Genomic DNA, 21,003 nt, shown 5'->3' with positions numbered 1-21,003 from the left:
ACCTACGGGTATAACGACGGTATCCAGGTTGTGTTCAGTTAATTGTGTAGTGGTGTTCGTATAATCTAACAATATTAATCACCCTTCTTTTTAATCCATTTCATTACTTCATTGTCTGTAACTCTATTACGTTCATGAGAATCCAGCTTTAACATCTATAATTCCATTTCATATTTAAGCTGTTTTTTGGTATTTCCTCCGATTAGTTCAACCTTCTCTTCTGTTTCTTTAAATCCACACTTCTCATAGAACCCTCTTCCTATATCATTGTCTTTCGCTACCCAGGCAAACAGTTGCTTTATCGGTGCTAACACCTGAATATATCTCCGAATGAAGCCTGTTCCAATTCCCAGCTTGTGATATTCTGGCCATATATAGATTCGGGTTAATTCATACTCTTCTTCATGAACTTGAGTTGTTTGGGCAAATCCGGCGATGATGTTGTTATATTCTGCTATCAAAAACTTTCGTTTGGAACTTTGCTGGTCTCTCTCTACAGAACGACTTAAGTTCTCAGTCGAATAAGCAACACTTAGAAAGTTATGAATGTAATCTTTGGAGTATATGTCCCCATAAGTGAACATCCACGTATCACGAGCAATGGTTTGGATATGAGGGATATCCTCATTCGTAACAAATCGATATGTAATCATGTGGTCACCCTTCTTCCAATTCACATTTTGACACCTATTTATCTCTCCTCCGATAACTTCCCGGAAAGCCGGAAACGAGCAGCACAAATCCGATAAAAAACAGGAAGTAAACAAGCAAGCCTGAACCATTGTCATTCATTGATACGATCTCTCTTGGATTGCCACCGGACGCATAACCTGCTTCCACAATCGCTGCAGATAACTTTACGGAGATTCGCTCTATGGTTGCCAAGCCTACACTTCCCAACATCAGCGCCGCACCTAGTATCTTATTCGTATTACTCATAAGTTAGCTCTCCTATTCAGCAAATTCGACATAATCTCGTTATTTTCATTAAGGACGATTACACTTGCAGAGACGATAAATTTCATAAAAATCCCCCCTTGTGATTGATTTACCACCGATTCTCAATTCTAAAAAATATCCTTCAAATCTATGTAATCATATTTACTATTATTTCAACTCACCAACTTCATCCATGATAACCCATATAATGCCATTTGCGAAGCCATCTAATAAAAAAAGGCAACCTGGCTGCAGGCTGCCCTCTCCACATTGAAAATAACTCATGAACTATTGATTCACTTGAATAACGTTTACTTCGCGCCGGTGCTCCAGACAACTCTTTCACTCATGGCTTTATGCTGCGCAATCAGGCAAAGCTCTGCAGCTTTAAATGCATGTTCCTGTGTCATAGCTGTCTCCGTCCGCTCCAGACAATCCCGGATGAGATCTCCGAAGAACGGATAGCCGACCTGTCCTTTGACACTGTAACGGTATTCACCTTCATGGTTAACCAGATAGACCTGATCCCCCATCGGCTCTCTCGCGACGTCGATATATTTCCGCAATTCAATGTACCCGTCAGTTCCCAAGATGACAGTACGCCCATCTCCCCATGTCCCGAGACCGTCCGGTGTGAACCAGTCTACCCGGAAGTAACCGGAAGCCCCATTGTTTCCAATGAGAGACGCTTCGCCGAAGTCCTCCAGTTCAGGGAATTGTGGATGATGGAAGTTATGCACCCGGCTGAACGCCACTTCCGCATCCGTGCATGAAGCGAACGTGAGAAACTGTTCAATCTGATGACTTCCAATGTCACAGAGGATGCCGCCATATTTATCATGCTGGAAAAACCACTCAGGCCGTCCTGGAGCATTCAATCGATGCGGTCCTGTGCCCATCACTTGCACAACCTTACCGATGGCTCCTTGCTCAATCAGCTGCCCGGCATAGATTGCACTTTCGACATGCAGGCGCTCACTATAATAAACCATGTATTTCTTCCCGGTCCGTTTAACTTCTTCCCTTGCTCTAGATAATTGGTCCAATGTAGTGAATGGGGCTTTGTCCGTAAAATAATCCTTGCCTGACGCCAAAACCCTCATGCCTAGTGGCGCACGTTCCGAAGTAATGGCGGCTCCGGCCACCAACTGCACCTGATCATCTGCCAGCACTTGTTCTTCCGAAGCTGCGGCCTGTGCTTGTGGAAACTGTTTGCGAAATGCCTCCACTTTGGCAGGATCCGGATCATACACCCATTTGAGCGTTGCCCCTGCCTCCAACAAACCTCCAACCATACCATAGATGTGCCCATGATCGAGTGCTACGGCAGCAATAGTAAACTCACCAGGACCGCATACAACCTCTTTTTTCACACTTTTGGGTGCATAAAACATTCCATCTTTAGCCACGTTATCTCCACCTTTTCATTCGATTCAAGTACAATGCTTGATATAACAGGCCTACTTAAATGTTTGCGTCAGATCCGCAGGCTGGCTGCTGCTGGAACTTTTGTCTTTCTTGGTGTTCGAGCTGGCAATACGCTCCTGCAAATGTTCATAAAATAACTCTTCATCGATGGGCAGCTCAACCCAATTGTCCGTCCAGGTCGAGAGAAGCATCGCATTAGACAAGGTTAATCCGTGTATACCTTCTTCTCCTGGAGCAATGAGCGTGGCACCTGTTCGGATGGCGTCAATCCAGTTACGAATCAGTCCTGGGTGGCCGGATTCAGTACCCGTAATCGGAACTTCACACTTCCAGCATTCCGGCTGTCCAAAACCTCCGGTAAACCGTTTATTGAATTCTGGCTCGGACTCCCGAAGGCGCCAGAATGTCAGCTGACCATCTTCAATCACGATTTTACCGCGGTCTCCGTTAACCTCGAATCGGTTGGTACCGGGAGCTTCACCCGTAGTAGTTACGAATACGCCTGTTGCTCCGTTTGCGTACTCCACATAAGCTGTCACATCGTCTTCCACTTCAATATCCCGGTACTTTCCGAACGAACAAAATGCACGCATTCGTACAGGCATCATGCCGATGGTCCACTGCCACAAATCAAGCTGGTGAGGATCCTGATTGATCAGCACGCCACCTCCTTCACCTACCCAGGTTGCCCGCCAACCGCCGGAGTCATAGTAACTCTGGGATCGGTACCAATTCGTGATGATCCAGTTCGTGCGTCTTACTTCCCCCAGTTCTCCTGAAGCAATAAGATCTCTCAGTTTGATATACAGAGGATTCGTCCGCTGATTGTACATCATGGAAAACACCTTGCCGCTGGCTGCAGCAGCTTCGTTCATCTTGCGCACCTGTTTGGTGTAAACACCGGCTGGTTTCTCGATCATGACATGCAGACCATGTTGAAAAGCCTGAATGGCCTGTTCGGGGTGATCATAATGAGGTGTTGCAATAATGACCGCATCAATGGTGCCGGATGCCATCATCTGCTCTGCATCCTGCCAGTAACTGACCGAAGCCGGGAAATTACTGGCCACCCAACTCTCCATTTCCTTTCGGACATCACATACGGCTACCAACTCCGCACCAGGCACATCTCCGGCAATCAGCGTTCTGGCATGTGCGGCACCCATGTTTCCAATACCAATGACGGCTACTCGAATCAAACTCATACCTGTACCTCCTCTTCCACACGACGCTCAATTTCGCCAAATACCTTAGCAAAATGCTGTAACATCGCCTGAGAATTAAACTCTCCACTGAAATCTTCAATACCGTAGTATCCGTCATATCCCACTGATTTCAGGTCACGGAACACTTGCATCCAATCCACGATACCTTCAGTCAACGGTGACCAATGACATCTCCATTTCGCGGATACAGAACTCCCTGCACTCTCTCCGCTTTGTTCCTCCTTGTACCAAGCTGCATTCTTCACATGGACGTGGGCAAGGTAAGGACCCAATAGTTCCAGTCCCATTCGATAATTTTCATATCCTTCGTGTACCATGTTGCCTGGATCATACAACACGCCAACATGCTGGGCATCCAGCGACTGCACCAGTCGGTAGGCCAGTGAAGCGGTTGGAGCGATCGTTTGGTGATGCGTCTCTACCACGGCTTTGACGTGATACTGCTGAGCCATCTCCTGCACTTCGGATAAATACCTAACTGCTCTGCTGTACAGCTCCGGATAACTGGTTTTACGGTCATATCCCGGCACACCTACACGCATCATGGACGCACCCAGATCAGCAGCTGCCTGAAACGCCTGCTCGGTCGCTTGAAGATCTCCACAGCTCAGATACGGTACTAGTGCAATGGAACGTCGACCGTGTTTTGCAGTGGCTTCACGAAAATCAGGGACCTGTTCCTCCCATTTGGCCGGATCGATTGAACTCCGATTATGCCTCCAAAAAGATGGTTCCTCCGTACGTGCGTCTTCCGGTATTCCGCGGAACCTCCACTCGATTCCGTCGATACCTGCTGATGCTGCCGCTGCAGCCAGTTCTTCTGCGTTCAGGTCAGGCGTCGCTACAGTAAATACAGACAGTTTCATCTTGGTCATCTCCTTATGTAAACGTATTCAAATTTATTGGATAAACGAATTGTATCATTCCTGCATATGCACAAATAGTGTTCTGCTCCAACAGATGAATTAGAGATAAACGTGAGGCAACATTCCCCATTCAGGGATAACTGTAACTTGGCTGCGGTGGATGTCACCATACTTCTCCAGGGTATATTCCTACGCAAAAAACATCCCTGTTCAGATGTTCATTCTGAATGGGGATGTCATAAGTTATTTCATTAATTTAGTCGTTACTTATTTTCGATCAAAAAACACATGCTCAGCATGCAATTTTCCAAGACGAGTCGTCATGATTCCAAACGAATACTGCGGCTGGCGGCGCCGATCCGTCGGTGAACCCGGATTGAATATTAGCACATCGTTGACGGTATGCATCAAGGGAATGTGCGAGTGGCCAAATATGATGGCATCTACCTGCTGACCGGCAAATGTATGAATGGCATTCTGCTCAGTCGTTTTCGATCCCTGGTGGCCATGAACCAGACCTAGACGCAAACCGTCCGCCTCCACGATGCGGGAAAAGCCCAGCTTCTTGCCAATTTCCGGCGGATCCGTATTGCCTGCTACGCCTGCAACGGGAGCATACTCGCTTAACAGCTTGTATACACTCCAATCCGACCAGTCGCCTGCATGTAATATGAGGTCAGCCTCCGGCAGAGCTTGGAGCAATGGCTCCGGCAGCTGCTTAGCTCTTTTGGGCAAATGCGTATCCGAGATCACGATTATTTTCATATCCAAGCACACCTCCCTGGTTCAGACGATACCCTAATCAGCAGAAGGAGGCACAGTCTCCATCTGTGAGCAGGAACGTTCCATATCTTCAAGCGTAATGGATGCGAAGAACTGTTCGACTTTTGCCTCTGCCACCTGATACAGATTCGTCAGCAGACTGTCTATGCGAAGACCAACATCACAATTGGGGTTGCAATTGCCATGAATCGGAAATAGCGGACCTTCGTCCTTGGCAGCCTGATAGATCATGGCCAAGGTAATTTCACTAGCCGGCTTGGCGAGATAAAAACCTCTCGTTCCGGGAGAGGAATCGACCAGACCTGCCTTTTTCAGTCCGCCCAAAATACGTCGTACGACAACAGGGTTGGTGTTGACGCTTCCTGCAATCATTGCGGAAGTGATTCGTTCAGGCGCGCTGAAGGACAACAACAACAAACAATGCACACTGACCGAAAAATGTGTACTCATGATTAACCACCTTTAACGTAATATAATCCTGGTGCTTCAATCTATTCAGGGAACAGACTCTGTTCCGGACGTGCCTTGATTTTCAACTGCCGCACGCTGTATTCCAGCTGCTTCACAATATCATCCAGCTGTTTGCGATCGATTTTCGTCGGATCATCCACGGGTCTGGCCGTCGACTTAAGATCCCGAATGGTGAGCTGCTGCTCCTGCCATTTATCCATCAGATCAGCAATATTGGCATAAAAGCGTTCGTAATCCTTGATGACCAGGTCAAGATATGCATCGACTTCATCCGGATCATAGCCACGGAGCTTATAATTGAATTGTTTTTCATGAATTGATAAGGCATCGAGCTGTACGCCCAGTTGTTTAAACAATTGTCTCTGTTTATCCAATCTTCGTTTCATATGTTCATCCATCTTGACAACCTCCATTATAAGAAAAACGTCTATCGACGTATGTTCAAAAGCAGCCGGGACCGTCTCTTCAAGGAGCACGGTGCAATACGACTTCACGGGGAAATCGCGGCAGTTTCTCTCTCTATTTTTTATAACACATTATCGGCCAGATATAAAATCAAACGCCTCTTCAAAGACGCAAAAATGATTGTAAACCGCCAAAATCGGGTAAGGACAGACTACACACCCCTAAAGCGGGAAAGGAGCATGTCGTTATGAGTACATTAACCAAAGATCAACTTCAGGAACTTAAGAGCGCCCTTCTGGAGCAGCGGGATAATCTGCAGCGTCATTTTGAATCCAACATGGAAGATGGTGCTCCAACTGCGTCGCTCAAAGATTCTACAGGCGAGCTGTCATCATACGATAACCACCCGGCTGATGCGGGGACGGAGACGTTTGAACGCAGTCGTGATCTGGCCGTAGACGATACATTAACAGATGAATTTAACCAGGTGATCGATGCCCTGGAGCGTATGGAAAAAGGAACTTACGGAACATGTGTCACTTGTGGACAGGATATTCCGTTTGAGAGGCTTCAGGCCATTCCATACACGGCCTACTGTATTGACGATACACCGAACCGTGAGCTCAGCAATGACCGCCCTGTGGAAGAGCAGGTGATGACCATGCCCCCAAGTGGTGCCGGTGAGGTCAGACAGCGGAATGCCGGCAAGTTTGATCATGCCGAAGCCTGGGAAGCTGTTGAGGATTACGGTACATCCAATTCGCCAGCTACCGCAGCCAAACGTGAAGTTCGAGACTACGATGAGAACATGTAGTTCTGACAATGATTGCCGGCCTCTCTCTCCATGAATATAAGGTACGGTTGAGCAGTCATCATTGGTCCTCATCACACATCAAAAAGCCGCCTTCAGGCGGCCTTTTCTTTGTTGTCGCATCGGTCTCCCTAGATCAACTTTCCTTTGCATTGTCATTCGAATCGGAACTCTGATCTCCCGGCTGATGAGGTGGGACTTTACTTTTCTGTGCTCCAGTCGGTTCATCCACATGTTGGGACAACGTGGTAAACAGCTGAAAAACCTCCTGATCTTCCTTCTGTTCATTCCGCTTCGTATAAGGCTCACACATTTTCGTGATATCCCTGTACAGCTTCTCTACTTCCTCACGGCTCGCATATAACGTCATGTCCGAGATTTGTCCAAACATGTTCTCACCATGCTCCGCCTGTTTCATAAACATCTGGCGGCTCTGTTCGTACATTTCATTTAACAGTTTAAGCGTCTCTGAACGAAAAACCTGCTTCAGCGGCGAGTGGTCCTCATCTTCATGACGAAGATGAATTTCTCCCTGAAAGGGTTCGTAGTATTTGGCAATGATTCCATTAATCTCTCGTGTGGATACGATGGTAAGCAAACCGATCTTCTCCAGCTTTTTCACGTGATAATGTACTTTCGCGGGCACTTCTCCCAGCTTATCAGCTATTTCTTTCACGGTAGAAGGCCTTCCCTGTTTATTAAACATATTCAGGATCTGGATCCGATACGGGTCGGAGTAGATCTTGATCTCCTCGATCGTTGACAGTACTTTCTGCTGCATACCTGTATCCTCATTTCCGGGGTACCTGTTGTCCTTATATATGCATATTATACCGTTCAGTCCGGTCCCCGGTCAAAACAGGTCTTACAGAAAGATACAGGAATTAGGCTATAAACAACGCCGGAATGTTTTGCTGAGCAGGAGCCCTATGGCTGACATGGCAAGCAAAATGCCAAAAGCAATAAATAAGACAGGCGTGGACAGCACTTCTGCTGCAGCACCCGCAACCAGACTTCCAAGCGGTACAGCACTTACACAGAGCATACTTTGTAGTGCAGACACCCTGCCGAGCATACCGGCTGGCGTAACCTCCATTAGATATGAGGCAAGAGGTGTTGTAGCTAATGGTATGCCGAGCCCCATCATTAGGCAAAACATAGCTGCAAGCGGTAGTTGATAAGTTGACATATACGCAGGAAGCGCGGTCATGGCATAACTAAGACCCAGCATGATGATTCCACTAATAATCAATACACTCTTCCGATAGCTGCTGCCTCTGTGAGTCATCCACAATCCACTCAGCACCATGCCTCCCACCATTAACCCGCTAAGCAAACTTAAACCCCATGCTCCAGCTTGCAGAATATCGATAACATATGGAGTTCGGAGAACATTGAAGGGCATCAGGCAGAAGTTAACGAAGGCAAATAAAATGGAGGTAATCAGCAGCAGGGCGTGTTTGCGCATGAAATGAAAGGCTTCGACCATTTCAGAAAGCAAACTTCTGGGAGTATCTGTGGAAGATGACTTCTCCGCGGATACTTCTTCCGTACCGGGATCGGATGGATAGACAACCCGGCTCATTAGCACAGCACTTAATGCAAATAGGCCAGCATCCATCAAAATCGTCCACGTCATTCCGACAGTTGCAATGAGCGCACCTGCTACGGCAAGCCCGGCAAGTTCAGCCAGTCGAGTAGCCGACGACGACATAGCATTGCCGGAAAGCAGCATCGATTGCGGCAGCAATCGCGGTACACTGGACATTTCGGCAGGTGATGAGAAGCATTCAAGCAACGAATTCAGAATCGTGACGACGAACAAATGCCATACGTGCAGTTCTCCCAAACCAAATAACAGAGCAGTTATACCTACAAGCAGTCCCCGGCCCGAATTCGTCAGAACGATGACCGTCTTGGGAGACATGCGATCCACGACCGCTCCTGCAAAAAGGCCGAGCAGAATATTCGGCAGAAAGTTGACTGCGAGCAGCGTACCCATCAATAGTTTGGAACCTGTCAACATGTACACCATCCAGCTATATGCAATGGAGTCAATGGAATCACCAAACCTCGCTACCATCTTCCCCAGCATAAACTGCATATAAGGTTTAACTCGTATTAGCTCACCAATCCCTTGCTTATTTACCGCTGTGCCTTCGCTCATTATCCATTCCGCCCTTCAACGTTAAAATAATTTTAATGTTAATATTATTTTAACGGAGAATTTCTGGAAATCAACCCCTTCGTGAAAATTTTTTTAACGTTTAGTCGATTGAGTTTACACTAAAAAACTCCATCCTGAAGGATGGAGTCTGGTTTACTCATTTTTCTAATCGTTTTTTTAAATCAACAAAACGCGCTGCCGTGTCCTTGCCGATTGCAAACAGGCATCAATCACCCGCATATTCGCTATCGTATTATCCGGAGTAAACGGCAGTGGTGTTCCATCTAGCACAGCTGCTGCAAAAGTTTCCGCCTGCAGAACATAAGAATTGGATACGGATACCCGCTCTTCCCGACTGACCGAATCCGTGTGAACGATAATTTGCGGTGGGATATCACTATTTTCCCAGCCGAAGACTTTTGGCAATTCAATTCGTCCGTCTGTTCCGAGGATCTCCATCTCCGCCCTCCCGGAAGCCCACATGCCGCAATCAAACGTTAACGCCACGGATCCCGGAAATTCCACGAGCCCCGAAGCCATCATATCCACTCCATCATGTTCATCGGAAAAAAGAGCATGTACCGTAACTGCTTCGGGTTCCTGGCCCAGGTACATCCGTGCTGCGGAAATGGGATATACACCAAGGTCAAAGAGCGAGCCTCCACCCATTTTCCGTTTGAACCTTACATTATCCTTATCATCCGCGGTATTACATGTGAAGTTGCCATGGATGGCACGAACAGCACCAATCTCTCCACTCGCGATAATCTCCTGAACACGCCGATGCTTGGGATGATATCGATACATGATCGCCTCTGCAAATAGAACGTCGTGCTCCTTGCATACCTGAATCATTTCGGCAGACTCGTCCGCATTCAGTGCAGCTGGCTTCTCGCATAATACATGCTTTCCGGCCTGAGCTGCTTTGATCGTCCATTCCTTGTGCATATGGTTAGGCAACGGGATATATACGGCTTCAATATCCGGATCCGCAATGAGCTCTTCGTAACTTCCATAGCATCTAGCAATGTCCAATTCTTCGGCGAGCGCTTCAGCCTTCTCCTTGCTTCGACTCGCAATAGCAAGCACTTCTCCCCGTTCGGATTGCTGGATTGCCGGAATTACCGCATTCTTGGCAATGGTGGAAGTACCGAGTACTCCCCACTGTAGCTGCTTATTCATGCTCATCTTCCTTTCGTCCCGTAATTGTCCTCTTCTGCCTTGTGCAGCATGCCTAGACAACGGTCTAGGTCTGCCTTGACCTGCTTTTTGTACAATTCGGCTTTTTCCGCTCCATCATCCGTAAAGTGATATAAAACGATTTCCTGAAAATCCACTTTGGGATCGCTGCCCTTCAACTTCTTCGTCCGATAAAATACACCCTGCTGTACCAGTTCATGCAATGCCCGATATACCTCACTCTGAGGCGGAACATAACCGTAATCTTTAAATTCCTGCTTCATGGCCTCCAGCATTTCGTAACCATATCCTCTGTGCTGTTCAACCATGGTAATGAGATACAGCTTGATAAATGCCCGCTGGGCGATCATAAAAGCCATGCTTGTTCCCCCCTATCCTCTACCGCTCTACTTCATATTATAAAACTTGTGTTCGGTTTCTGCCATCATTCTCCGTTTTTCCCGGATAAGCAGCAGGTGAGAAAAAAGCACAGGATAGATACGCAGAATCGTGTGGTAGAACGCTATTAGGGTTATTATTATGAATTTTTCATATAATGATTTTTTAAGACGAAAATCCAATTAAGTTTCAGTTCGACAAAAGCAACTGCTGTCTTGCATCCACAACTATAGATCACTACCCTCAAGAAGATGACTTCTATTGTGAATTTTTCATTCATTGCCTCTTTCACTTTCTGAAATTGTCCTTCGGTACTGTGCCCACGATCCATTTTCCCCAGCTTACACGCGAAATGCACCAAGTGAGCACACAGGATAGAGCTAAAGCAAGTACCCATGTCAGAATCATTCGTACAGTCGGATTTAGGCCCCATGCAACGTAAACATATTCATCTGGAATATAACTGTAGCGCAGCATGAGCATATGCATGAGATAACCGCCATAAGAAACGCTGCCGATCCATCCAAGCCAGCCCACGGCCAGTTGATTATGCAGTTTGCCTGCGAGCTGATACATGACCATGATCGACGCGATTAGAAAGAGAGCCATATCCGGCCTGATCAAGCTAACGGTATAAAATGTGATCTGAATGCCTTCCGGCTTTTGAAATTCCAGCATTAATAGATATGTAAACCGAAGACCCATGGTTATAAACACCGTCCAATATACCCAGCGCAGCCGATGAATCCACTTGTTCCAGCTTTCAACAGATAATCCGGCAGCAGCACCTAGTACAAAATAAAAGAAGAAATACAGGAAATTGCGGTCGGCATAGGTTGTAAATAGATCGGTCAGTACTGGAATATGGAGTCGCTCCATGACTCGTGCAATATTCCCCAATTGATCGGCTAACAAGAGGTATGCAGCTCCTGTAATCAGGACAGCAATCAGGCGTCCATGTGAATCATAGCGGTTATATACATATCGTACGGCCTTTAGAAACAAGGGAAACAGCAAATAAAATTGAATTAGCATGATAATGTACCAAAAATGAGATGTGGTCTTGCCGGTAAGCAGCTTCAAACCAATCTCAGGGAGATCCTGCCAGCCAATGCCGGCCCACCCCTGTGGTGTCAAGGTGAAATACACCAGAGACCACACGACATATGGTGCGATGACATCCGTTAATCGTTTCTGCATGAAACGTCCGTATTTCAGCTGTTCTCCTGTGTTATAAAACAAAACCATGCCTGTGATGAAAATAAATAATGGGACGGCAAATTTGGAAGCCATCAGCAGGATTGCAAGCAGAACCCCATCTTCCAGGCCAGCTTCCGGAACCAGAGAAAAATGGGCAATGGAATGCTGGAGTACAACAGCTGCAAAGGCAATCCCCCTTAAACTTTCAATTTCAGCAATTCTTTCTTTACGTGGCATAACGTTCAGCCGCCTTTCTTGGTTTTACCGTAAAAAGTAAGTACAATGATAATCGTATAAAAGATGAACGGAGGGATTCCTATCGCTGATTCCGAACTAGATACCCCCACAATTGACTCCAAATATGTACAACAGCATATGGCCAATGAGCGAACGTTTTTGGCCTGGGTTCGTACCGGAATAGCCATGGCCGGTATCGGATTCCTGGCTGCCGGATTGGGATTCAATTCTTCCTCTTATGACCAGATTGCACACATTGCCGCCATTATAACCGGAGTGATCTCACTCGTCAGCGGCATAGCCATCATTCTGTGTTCTGCTGCTTCGTATCACCGCAAACGCAGGCAAATTAATCAGCAAACATTTCAAGCCTCAACCCGATTGATTCGCTTCCTGACGCTTACACTGTTGGTCATTGGCCTGGCACTTGCTGTTCTGCTCTATGTATTGTTATTCCCTGCTCCTTAGACTTACCTTTACACACAGTCAACACTGCATCATTATTCCAGGTGGAATTACAGGGACAAAAGCCGGCTTCCCCGAAGGAAACCGGCTTTTGAGCGCCTGACGGCTCACATTGACAAAATCATGAATTATATGTGTACTTCCTGTTTAACCTTGTAGAAAAATCAAGTGTACTAGCCTGAACCTTTCAAGCTTACAGGAACGTGTTGTTTCCAAATCGTGCTGCTTTATTCTGAGCTTCCAGTCTCCGCTCTTCCATGTCAAGATCCGTACGCTCTGCTGGCACATCTGTATCATGGGCTGCGTATCGATCACGATTCAGATAGCTGGTATTGCTAAATACATCATAGACATCCGAATCGCGATCGGTGGAGTCAACCAGGAGAAGGATTTTGCCGTTTTGTACATATTCCTCATACTGTCTGGCGTCCTCTTCGGGAATACCCAATCCGACAAGTCCACCGACCAAACCTCCTGCACCGGCACCTACTGCCGCTCCCGTAAACGCTGCTGCGATCGGACCCGCCGCCAAAATCGGACCTATACCTGGAATGGCCAGAGCCCCGATACCAGCCAACAGCCCGGCTACGCCACCTAATACGCCACCTGTGGCTGCACCTGCTGCCACACCTTCCGGCGCTTTGGTTCCCGTCTCTTCCCGGATGGCCTTCAACTCGTCCCGATCCTGCGTCACTACCGAAATCTCGTCTGAATTGAATCCTTGCGCTTTCAAGCCCTCTATGGCTTGAGATGCCTCACGTTCTGTATCAAAAACACCTACGATTTTCTTCTGCATAGTGAATTCCTCCTAATTATTTAAGAGTTCGCTTCGCTATGTTATTACCCGTACCATTCTCTTTCAAACGCTTCCAGCCATTATATCGTGCGCAAATACGAATAAATACAGCTTTATTCGCTGATAAAACATAAGCTTATGAAGTCATACTCATCAAAGGGTTTCTCTGAAAAGCCAGATCAATATCCAAGCTTTTGTATATGCATTGGTGAGCGAAAAAAAGTCTTAATGCTCTAGCTGCGCGGCTTCGCCCGATTGGTCGCTATGGCCTCCAATGGATTGTCTGGCCAGTAATGCTTTGGATATCGGCCTTTCAGGTCTTTTTTCACCTCGAAATAAGTCTCCCGCCAAAAGTTTGTCAAATCCCGGGTCACCTGAACAGGCCGGTGCGCAGGGGACAGCAGATGCAAGGTTAACGGCACCCGACCTCCAGCAATACGCGGTGTATCCTGCTGCCCGAACATTTCCTGAAGTCGTACCGCGAGTGTAGGATCTTCAGGTCGGCTATAATCAACCGGAATGCGTGATCCGCTGGGAACCTGAATATGAGTTGGCGCCTCCCGGTCCAACTGCTGCCGTTGTTCCCAGCTCAATCCGCTAAGTAAAACGTCCTGCATGGACAGTTTCTTCAGATCCGAAGCTGAACGCATTCCTGCCAAAAAAGGGCTGAGTTGATCTTCGAGTTCCGCTGATACATGATCCGCTGCGAGATCCGGCCACCCCGGCAGATGACGATGCAGAAAACGCAATCTGTCCGCCAGCTGCCTGGATGATTTGGTCCAAGGCAGACAATCCTGACCTTCTATGCGGATTCCGCTTAGCAGCGCCTCCAGCACCAGATCTTCCGGAGGCTGTGCGATACTGCTCTCCTTCATCAGGATTGCTCCAATTCGCAGCCTTCGATGAGCCCGCACACTTCGTGTGCTGCGATCCCATGCAATCTGCACATCCTCCTCTATGAGATCAGCACTGTAGTCCAGCAAGAGCTGCTCACCCACCGGTGCAGCCAGCAGAATGCGTGCATCCGCGCCCTGGTCGTCCGCCTCGGCAGCGACCAGATAGGCTGAACGGCTCAGCGACTCCGCCTGGCTGAGCCGTACCCCGCGGCCGCTGCTCAGCAGGTAGCGGCCGTCCTCCCGGCGCTGCCCGATCCGGTCGGGATAGGCGAAGGACAGCAGCAGTCCGCAGCTGTCCTCGTCCGGCCGTTCCGGATCCTCCGGCGCCGGGCCGAGAGCCGTGCGCAGCTGTCGGCTCTCCTGGAGGATGCGTCGTACGGCAGCGATGTCTGCGACCGCCGCTGCCGCTTGCGGCGTACCGCTGCTGTTCGCCATCAGCAGCGCTTCCACGCGCGGGCGCAGGTCAGTGCCCGCGCCTGCACTGCCACTGCTGCGGAGGCCGGCAGGCTCCTGCAGCAGTGCCGCCAGCATGCTGGCGTAGCTGGCCAGCCCAAGCTCCGCCGCGCGGAGCAGCATGCTGGCCAGGCGCGGATGCACGCCAAGCGTGTTCATCCGCCGCCCGAAGGGCGTGATGCGGCCTGCGTCATCCAGTCCGCCCAGCTGGCGCAGCAGCGCCTGTGCCTGGCCGTAGGCCGCGGCCGGCGGGATGTCCAGCCACTGCAGTTCTGCAGGGGACTGGACACCCCAGGCGGCAAGCTCCAGCGCCAGCGGTGCGAGGTCCGCGGAGGCCATCTCCGGTCTGGCTGTCTCCGGCAGACCGTCATGAACCTCTTCGCTCCACAATCTATAGCACACCCCTGGTGCAATTCGCCCTGCACGACCCCGCCGCTGATCGGCTGAAGCCTTGGACACCGGCTGGGTAACAAGCCGACTCATGCCTGTGCGCGGGGAAAATACGGATGCACGACTCAGTCCGGCATCGACAACCACTCTGACACCCGGAAGCGTAAGGCTTGATTCCGCTATGGAGGTGGACAGTACGACCTTACGATTTCCTTCCGCAGCTGGGCGCACAGCCTCATCCTGACGTTCAATCGGCATGCTGCCATACAGGGAATGCACCTCGACATGAGAAGAAAGATTAAGCTTCGACAGTTCCCGTTCTGTTCGGTGAATCTCTCTGGCTCCTGGAAGAAAGACCAGTACGTCCCCTTCCTGCTGTGCCAGAGCTTTTACAACCGCTTGAGCCGTGAACTCCTCCAGCACAGCAGAAGCGGGTTTTGATACATAACGGGTTTCCACTGGAAACGTGCGTCCCGGACAATCAATCGCACGGGTCCCCTCGCCAAGCAGTGTACAGATTGGGTCAGGGTCCAGCGTTGCCGACATAACCAGAACCTTCAGATCCGGACGCAGCATCGCCCGTGACTCCAGAGCCAGAGCCAAACCAAGATCCCCGTGCAGATGACGCTCGTGAAACTCATCAAAGATAATCATGGCTGTATCTTCAAGCCCCTGATCCTGCTGAAGCATGCGTGTAAGTACCCCTTCTGTGACAACTTCGATCCGCGTTGCCTGACTGACCCGAGTGTCCATGCGGACACGGTACCCCACCGTCTGTCCCACGTTTTCATTCAGAGCAGTGGCCATCCGCGCCGCGGCTGAGCGCGCCGCAAGTCTGCGGGGCTCCAGCATTATGATTTTACGCCCATTTAGCCATGGTTCCTCTAATAGGGATAGAGGTACTACGGTTGTTTTACCTGCCCCCGGCTCTGCAATAAGCACACCCGTATCCTGCTCTCGAAATAGCTGTTTCAGCTCAGGCAAAACCTGTTGTATCGGTAATTCTATATTCATATTATCGCTCCTAATTCATAAGGCACCATGCAATATATAATCAATCCAAAGTGAATGTTAGCATTATAACAAAAAAAGCCGTCCCAGAGGAACGACTACTTTGGATCAGATGTATTAACGCAGCAACGATTCGGCGCCATCAATGACAATCTCTGCACCCGTAATGTGTTTGGATTCAGACGATGCTAGGAAGGCGACAAGATTGGCCACATGCTCCGGCTGTCCAGGGCCATCTGCAAGCGGCTGCTCCCCTTCCGGGAATTCCATTGGAATAACGATTTGGTGCAATTCATCCGTTTTTACGGTGCTTTGATCAATATTGGTTGCGATGGCTCCCGGACATATGACATTAACCCGGATTTTGAACCTGGCCAATTCCAGTGCAGCCATCTTCGAAAAGGCAACCTGTCCCGCTTTCGATGTACTGTATGCCGACATCCCAAAGCTGGTGAATCGTTGGTTACCATTAATGGAACTTGTAATAACAATGCTTCCCCCGCCGCGCTTCTTCAGATGTGGAAGAGCGTACTTGATTGTAAAGAAGGTGCCATCCAGATTGGTCGTAATGATCCGCTGCCAATCCTCCACCTGAATTTCCTCAATTGGGGCCGAGACACCATTAATGCCTGCATTGGCAAACACAATGTCCAAACCGCCGAACAGCTCCACCGTTTCCAGCACCGCTTTTTCCACCCGGGCCGGATCGGAGATATCCACATCGAACGCGCGTGCAGCACCTGGATGTACGGCATTAATTTCGGCTTCCGTCTGAGAGATCCGATCATTCACAAGATCAAATAACGCAACGTGAGCACCTTCATTCGCCAATTTTAATGCCGTTGCCTTACCAATGCCGGAACCGGCTCCAGTAATGATAGCTATTTTGTTTGCAAACCGAGACTTGTCGTTATGTTGTGTCATGCTCCATTCCACTCCTTCTCAGCAATTATGTAAGAATGTACATCCAAGACTTGTGTATCAGCATGATGCAGCATGCTAACTAAGTAGATTCTTCACAAGATTACCCAAAAAGAGCGCCTTTTAAATCAATAACGACAAGTTTTTTCTCAGCTGATTTTTACCGCTAATTAAGTAAACTCAAGACGGATGACTTTTCGAAAGTTGTACATCTACCATTCCAGCTCAATGAAAGCGGCATCATCTTCAAGCCCGCCGGTATGTGCAGCATCCAGCAGTACCTGAATGTGTTCATCCGGGATATATGCCTGTATGGCATCCAGATCATTCAAACCATCTGTGTACAGCTGCAGACGACTTGGTTCATTGGATAGCTTCGCCTCATAAATATGAGGCTTGCCTCCAACTGGCCCTTCCAGGGTTGACCAGCGTTCATTCGTCCGGCAGTGGTTCTGAAAAGCTCCAGATTGTTCCTGACCATTGCGCCATAGACGTATGCGTGAATCCCCTTGCCAAGCCATCCAGATACGACTTTTCCCCATACCGCGGGACAGCTCAATTCGACCACACACATACATCGCCTGGCTTCCTCTGCTTCGCTTCTCCATTAACACTTCGCGTAAAAGCAGGGGCGAGTTGTCCAATGGCTGAATTTTCTTCAGCTGCTCGGATGCGGGAACCGTCAGTTCTTGAAGCAGATGCTCCATCGCTTCTGCCGTAGGATTAGAGGTTGTTTCCAACCACTCGAGGAGCGCATTGCCCAGAAAACGCGCGGCAAAATCACCAAGGTAACTCATGCCTACACCATCACACATGACGAACGTACATACATTTCCGTCCATGCGAACGGCAGCAAAGTCTTGACCCGAATCCCCCTGATGAACCGTCTCTGCAGCTCTTCCATAGCCATAGCGACACTTAAAAGCACCCTGATAACGAGTAAGTGGCTGTTCTCCGGTCTGTGCGCTAACATAACGAAAGATTCCACGACGCTGCTTTCCTTGGCTTCCTCTCTCACCAGCAGGCAATGCTGCCAATCGCATCGTTCTCAAATAATCCCCTCCTATCTCACAGGCGTAGCAGCAGACATCTGAAACCCGATGGACACCAGTTCTGCACATGTGCCTGGCAGCATCATCAATGCACCGGGTGCGAGCAAATAGTCCGCCTCGACAAGCATTTCACGGTAACTTTCAGGCAGAACCGAAGACATATTGCGCAGCTTCTCTCCATGCTCATCCTTAAGTACGGTTTCCGGCGATATCCCTTTCCATCTTCTCGGTTCAGGGATAGGACCCTCCAATAGGTGATCGGATATAAAAATATTTTCGACGAGTACATTGCCATCAGGCACACTCATGCCCATAATTCGTTTGGCAATCGGTTCCGGGTCTTCGCCGGTAGCCACTCCATCCGTCATATGACAGACGAGCGGCGCAGGGCAATCCTGCATGTTCGGTATTTCAGCCTGCAGAATCTTCTCTGCCTGCAGAAAGGCTTTGGCCGAATCCGAGAAACGTTTAGGTGTCAGGTCTGGCAGCGAACCAACCGCTGCAATTTCGTCGATTCCCTTGATTCCATTCAACAAGTCATAGACGTCGTCGCTGTATGCAAGGATGGCAATCCGATAGCGAGGTGTCAATCGATTCCCTTTGGTTGAGCGAAACACCATCTGGCGTATGGCCAGGGCCAAGGCATCATAGACGACATCAATCCGTCTGCGGTTTTCCAGAACCATATTCATGGAGGCACTGATATCAATGAGATAAATAATAAGTGCGGGTGTACGCTGGGATGCTTGTATTGTATAGTTCATCTGGGCCTGAGCCACCTCCGTCGTTCACATAATTTACAAGTTGGGAAGATTATAGTTGTTATTGCTCAAAAATTTATTAATTGCACTCATTCGCGCTGCGACTTTTCCTACCCCTTTGAAATATGAGGCATCCGTGTTATACAAATTTTTAAAATCACGGGCATAAGACAATGCGTTTTCGGTCTTGTTACCTATTTGCGCATTATACGCCTTGTTATAGTGAGCAATCAGCGTAACCACGTTCTGAGCACGTTTTTTCTTGAGTGCAGCCTTGCGAGCAGCTTCCTCGGCTGCTTTTTGCGCTTCCAGTTTGAGCTGTGCTTCAGCCGCTGCCTTGCGCTCCGCTTCCTGCTTCGCTACTTGAGCATCATGCTCTTTCTTCCAGACCAGATAGGCTTCATACTTTGCCTGCTTGTCATACTTCTCCTGCAGCGCCTTCTTGGCGGCTTCTTTCTTCTGCTGTTCCTGCTTTGCGAGATAAGCCTCGTATTTTGCCTGTTTATCGTATTTCGCCTGCAGAACTTTCCGTTCTTCTTCCTTTTTCTGTGCTTCAGCCAATTTTTGCTTTTCCTCGGCTTCAAGCTTCGCCGCTTCGGCTTCCTGCTTCTTCTTCTCTTCTTCCTCCTGCTTCAGCGCAGCAGCTTTTGCGACTTCTGCTTCTTCGGCAGCCTTGATCTCCGCCAGTCTTGCTGCTTCTTGTTCCTCCTGCTGCTTGACTTCGGCCTGATCAGCCAAAATTTTGACAGTCGGCACGGTACCGGCCAGCAATACAACAAGAACAGCGGAAGAGATCATGAACTTTTTGGATCTGTAAAAAGGAACGCGGACAGGCTGTGCGGCTTCTTCCTTGGGATTCAGTTTAGCATCCAGCCCGTTGATGGCAGCCTCAACTTCCATCTGCATCGCACTGTTAGCCGGAATGAAATGATACAGCGAACGGTATACTTCGAGGGCTGCTGCAGGCTTATCTTCATCCTCAAGAGCTCGGGCCTGCAGGAAGAGTCTGTTTACCACAGCTTCCTGTCCAGGAGGAACTTCAGGTATCGACGTGGACGAATGAGGTCCATTAGCTGACTTCGAATCTGCTACGCCAGTATCCGGTGCACTTGTGACTGTCTGGCTCGCCGCTTCACCATTTGCCGCATCTGCTGCTTGGTCCTCAGGTTCCTTCACTCCGGCCGCTTCCGCCTGACTGGCATTAGCTGCTGCCAGGGCAACAAACCATTCACCAAATGTGGGGCAGCTGCTCAGATCGTGACTCTCCCAGGCACGGATGAACAGATCGGATATTTTGGAACCCCATCGATTCTGGAGTGAATCCCGCATAGCAAAATATCGTTCACTCACCGTTTGCATTTCATGCTGGTCAAAATAACTTTCTCCCCATGCCTTCTCCACAATGGTCGAATCAGACCAGCTCAGCATCTCGGCGATAATAACTGCACCAGCAAAACGATCGGCATATGAGCTCCACAGACCACTGTGTACTGCCCGGTGAGCTGCATAACCAGGTGAACCGGCAAGTAGAGCATCTGGACGATCCATTTTAGAACCGTACATCTGCTCTACATCGACAAGTTCAACCGCGGATGGGGCTCCCAGGTTTTCCACTTCGGAAAAAAACGGAATCATCACATTGGGTGCGGACAAATCACAATGAGCAAGTCCTCGTTGCTCCATGGCCGAACCAGTCCCTGCTAGTGCTCTAGCCAACTTCAGACTTTCTTCTGCAGTCAGCTGTTTCTGATCACTGATTACGTCAAACCAGGTCAGACCCTGCACCCACGGCATCAAAACCGCGTACAACAAATCGGGATGTTCACCAATGAGCGCTCCGTTTCTTTCCGGAGTGAGCACATCACGCTTGCATACCTGCAAACCTGGCAGTTCACTATAAGGCTCCATATGCTCAGACTGATAGACCATAGCCGGGATACGGAATTTAGGGAAAAATACTTTTAGTGCTTTGGCCCCACTTATTGAACCATTTCGGGGTATTAACTGGTAAACGATCCCTTGCCTTCCGGCTTGGGCGTATGCCAGACCGGGCGCAGCCGGGTGCTGCCCAATGGTATAGGCAATGTCATTGATCACCACTTCATCCCCGGGATTCGGTTGAAAAGACATGCTCATCCCTCTCTCTG

At 49.0% G+C, this 21,003-nt stretch carries 21 protein-coding genes; 2 read left to right on the top strand and 19 right to left on the bottom strand.

What is annotated here, in order from left to right:
• Window positions 1-155: 155 nt before the first annotated feature.
• From AC3RCI_RS11775 to AC3RCI_RS11740, 8 genes are all read right to left on the bottom strand, one after another.
• Window positions 156-653, bottom strand: a complete 498-nt coding sequence (locus AC3RCI_RS11775) for a GNAT family N-acetyltransferase (RefSeq protein WP_492529059.1) — start codon at window positions 651-653, stop codon at window positions 156-158.
• A gap of 34 nt (window positions 654-687) precedes the next feature.
• Window positions 688-939 (bottom strand): hypothetical protein, encoded by a 252-nt coding sequence (locus AC3RCI_RS11770; protein WP_492529057.1) that lies wholly within the window; start codon window positions 937-939, stop codon window positions 688-690.
• A 311-nt stretch (window positions 940-1,250) separates the two neighbouring features.
• Window positions 1,251-2,333, bottom strand: a complete 1,083-nt coding sequence (locus tag AC3RCI_RS11765) for a Gfo/Idh/MocA family protein (protein WP_492529876.1) — start codon at window positions 2,331-2,333, stop codon at window positions 1,251-1,253.
• 66 nt (window positions 2,334-2,399) lie between these two features.
• Window positions 2,400-3,572: a Gfo/Idh/MocA family protein gene (locus AC3RCI_RS11760; protein ID WP_492529055.1), complete on the bottom strand. Its 1,173-nt coding sequence runs from the start codon at window positions 3,570-3,572 to the stop codon at window positions 2,400-2,402.
• Complete coding sequence (locus tag AC3RCI_RS11755; protein WP_492529053.1) at window positions 3,569-4,459, bottom strand: sugar phosphate isomerase/epimerase family protein; 891 nt, start codon at window positions 4,457-4,459, stop codon at window positions 3,569-3,571. The genes AC3RCI_RS11760 and AC3RCI_RS11755 overlap by 4 nt, the downstream gene beginning before the upstream one ends.
• Window positions 4,460-4,726: 267 nt before the next feature.
• Window positions 4,727-5,224, bottom strand: coding sequence for a metallophosphoesterase family protein (locus AC3RCI_RS11750; RefSeq protein ID WP_127536183.1), 498 nt, complete (start codon window positions 5,222-5,224; stop codon window positions 4,727-4,729).
• A 33-nt stretch (window positions 5,225-5,257) separates the two neighbouring features.
• A complete protein-coding gene (locus tag AC3RCI_RS11745) occupies window positions 5,258-5,692 on the bottom strand; it encodes an Rrf2 family transcriptional regulator (RefSeq protein WP_336779689.1) in 435 nt (144 codons plus the stop codon).
• A gap of 41 nt (window positions 5,693-5,733) precedes the next feature.
• Window positions 5,734-6,111 (bottom strand): DivIVA domain-containing protein, encoded by a 378-nt coding sequence (locus AC3RCI_RS11740; protein WP_095287646.1) that lies wholly within the window; start codon window positions 6,109-6,111, stop codon window positions 5,734-5,736.
• Between the two features lie 254 nt (window positions 6,112-6,365).
• Between AC3RCI_RS11740 and AC3RCI_RS11735 the strand changes: the two genes are divergently transcribed.
• The gene (locus tag AC3RCI_RS11735) at window positions 6,366-6,932 is read left to right on the top strand and encodes a TraR/DksA C4-type zinc finger protein (protein WP_153978078.1); all 567 of its coding nucleotides are present in this window, start codon (window positions 6,366-6,368) and stop codon (window positions 6,930-6,932) included.
• A 133-nt stretch (window positions 6,933-7,065) separates the two neighbouring features.
• Here the strand turns inward: AC3RCI_RS11735 and AC3RCI_RS11730 are convergent, their stop codons facing one another.
• From AC3RCI_RS11730 to AC3RCI_RS11710, 5 genes are all read right to left on the bottom strand, one after another.
• The gene (locus tag AC3RCI_RS11730; protein ID WP_492472387.1) at window positions 7,066-7,710 is read right to left on the bottom strand and encodes a helix-turn-helix domain-containing protein; all 645 of its coding nucleotides are present in this window, start codon (window positions 7,708-7,710) and stop codon (window positions 7,066-7,068) included.
• A 108-nt stretch (window positions 7,711-7,818) separates the two neighbouring features.
• Complete coding sequence (locus tag AC3RCI_RS11725) at window positions 7,819-9,096, bottom strand: MFS transporter (protein WP_492529051.1); 1,278 nt, start codon at window positions 9,094-9,096, stop codon at window positions 7,819-7,821.
• A gap of 177 nt (window positions 9,097-9,273) precedes the next feature.
• Entirely contained in the window at window positions 9,274-10,278 is a 1,005-nt protein-coding gene (locus tag AC3RCI_RS11720) for a Gfo/Idh/MocA family protein (protein ID WP_492529049.1), read from the bottom strand.
• Between the two features lie 2 nt (window positions 10,279-10,280).
• Window positions 10,281-10,655, bottom strand: a complete 375-nt coding sequence (locus AC3RCI_RS11715; protein ID WP_095287651.1) for a replication termination protein — start codon at window positions 10,653-10,655, stop codon at window positions 10,281-10,283.
• A gap of 307 nt (window positions 10,656-10,962) precedes the next feature.
• On the bottom strand, window positions 10,963-12,111 hold the full coding sequence (locus AC3RCI_RS11710) for an acyltransferase (protein WP_492472390.1): 1,149 nt from the start codon (window positions 12,109-12,111) through the stop codon (window positions 10,963-10,965).
• A gap of 63 nt (window positions 12,112-12,174) precedes the next feature.
• On the opposite strand from AC3RCI_RS11710, the gene AC3RCI_RS11705 reads away from it, so the two are divergent.
• A complete protein-coding gene (locus AC3RCI_RS11705; protein WP_127536190.1) occupies window positions 12,175-12,579 on the top strand; it encodes a YidH family protein in 405 nt (134 codons plus the stop codon).
• A gap of 190 nt (window positions 12,580-12,769) precedes the next feature.
• Here the strand turns inward: AC3RCI_RS11705 and AC3RCI_RS11700 are convergent, their stop codons facing one another.
• From AC3RCI_RS11700 to AC3RCI_RS11675, 6 genes are all read right to left on the bottom strand, one after another.
• Window positions 12,770-13,372 (bottom strand): general stress protein, encoded by a 603-nt coding sequence (locus AC3RCI_RS11700; protein ID WP_492472391.1) that lies wholly within the window; start codon window positions 13,370-13,372, stop codon window positions 12,770-12,772.
• Window positions 13,373-13,605: 233 nt separating this feature from the next.
• A complete protein-coding gene (gene hrpB / locus AC3RCI_RS11695) occupies window positions 13,606-16,125 on the bottom strand; it encodes an ATP-dependent helicase HrpB (RefSeq protein ID WP_492529047.1) in 2,520 nt (839 codons plus the stop codon).
• A 114-nt stretch (window positions 16,126-16,239) separates the two neighbouring features.
• The gene (locus tag AC3RCI_RS11690) at window positions 16,240-17,046 is read right to left on the bottom strand and encodes an SDR family oxidoreductase (RefSeq protein ID WP_095287656.1); all 807 of its coding nucleotides are present in this window, start codon (window positions 17,044-17,046) and stop codon (window positions 16,240-16,242) included.
• A 209-nt stretch (window positions 17,047-17,255) separates the two neighbouring features.
• Window positions 17,256-18,086 carry a protein phosphatase 2C domain-containing protein gene (locus AC3RCI_RS11685; RefSeq protein ID WP_492472463.1) on the bottom strand — a complete coding sequence of 277 codons (831 nt, stop codon included), beginning with the start codon at window positions 18,084-18,086 and terminating at the stop codon, window positions 17,256-17,258.
• Window positions 18,087-18,106: 20 nt separating this feature from the next.
• Window positions 18,107-18,859 carry a vWA domain-containing protein gene (locus AC3RCI_RS11680; protein ID WP_095287658.1) on the bottom strand — a complete coding sequence of 251 codons (753 nt, stop codon included), beginning with the start codon at window positions 18,857-18,859 and terminating at the stop codon, window positions 18,107-18,109.
• Between the two features lie 33 nt (window positions 18,860-18,892).
• The gene (locus tag AC3RCI_RS11675; RefSeq protein ID WP_492529045.1) at window positions 18,893-20,986 is read right to left on the bottom strand and encodes a protein kinase family protein; all 2,094 of its coding nucleotides are present in this window, start codon (window positions 20,984-20,986) and stop codon (window positions 18,893-18,895) included.
• Between the last annotated feature and the right edge of the window lie 17 nt (window positions 20,987-21,003).

The organism is Paenibacillus sp. MT124, assembly GCF_058792755.1.
Note: the sequence above shows the minus strand (reverse complement) of the source record. Positions and strands in the feature narration are given on the sequence as shown.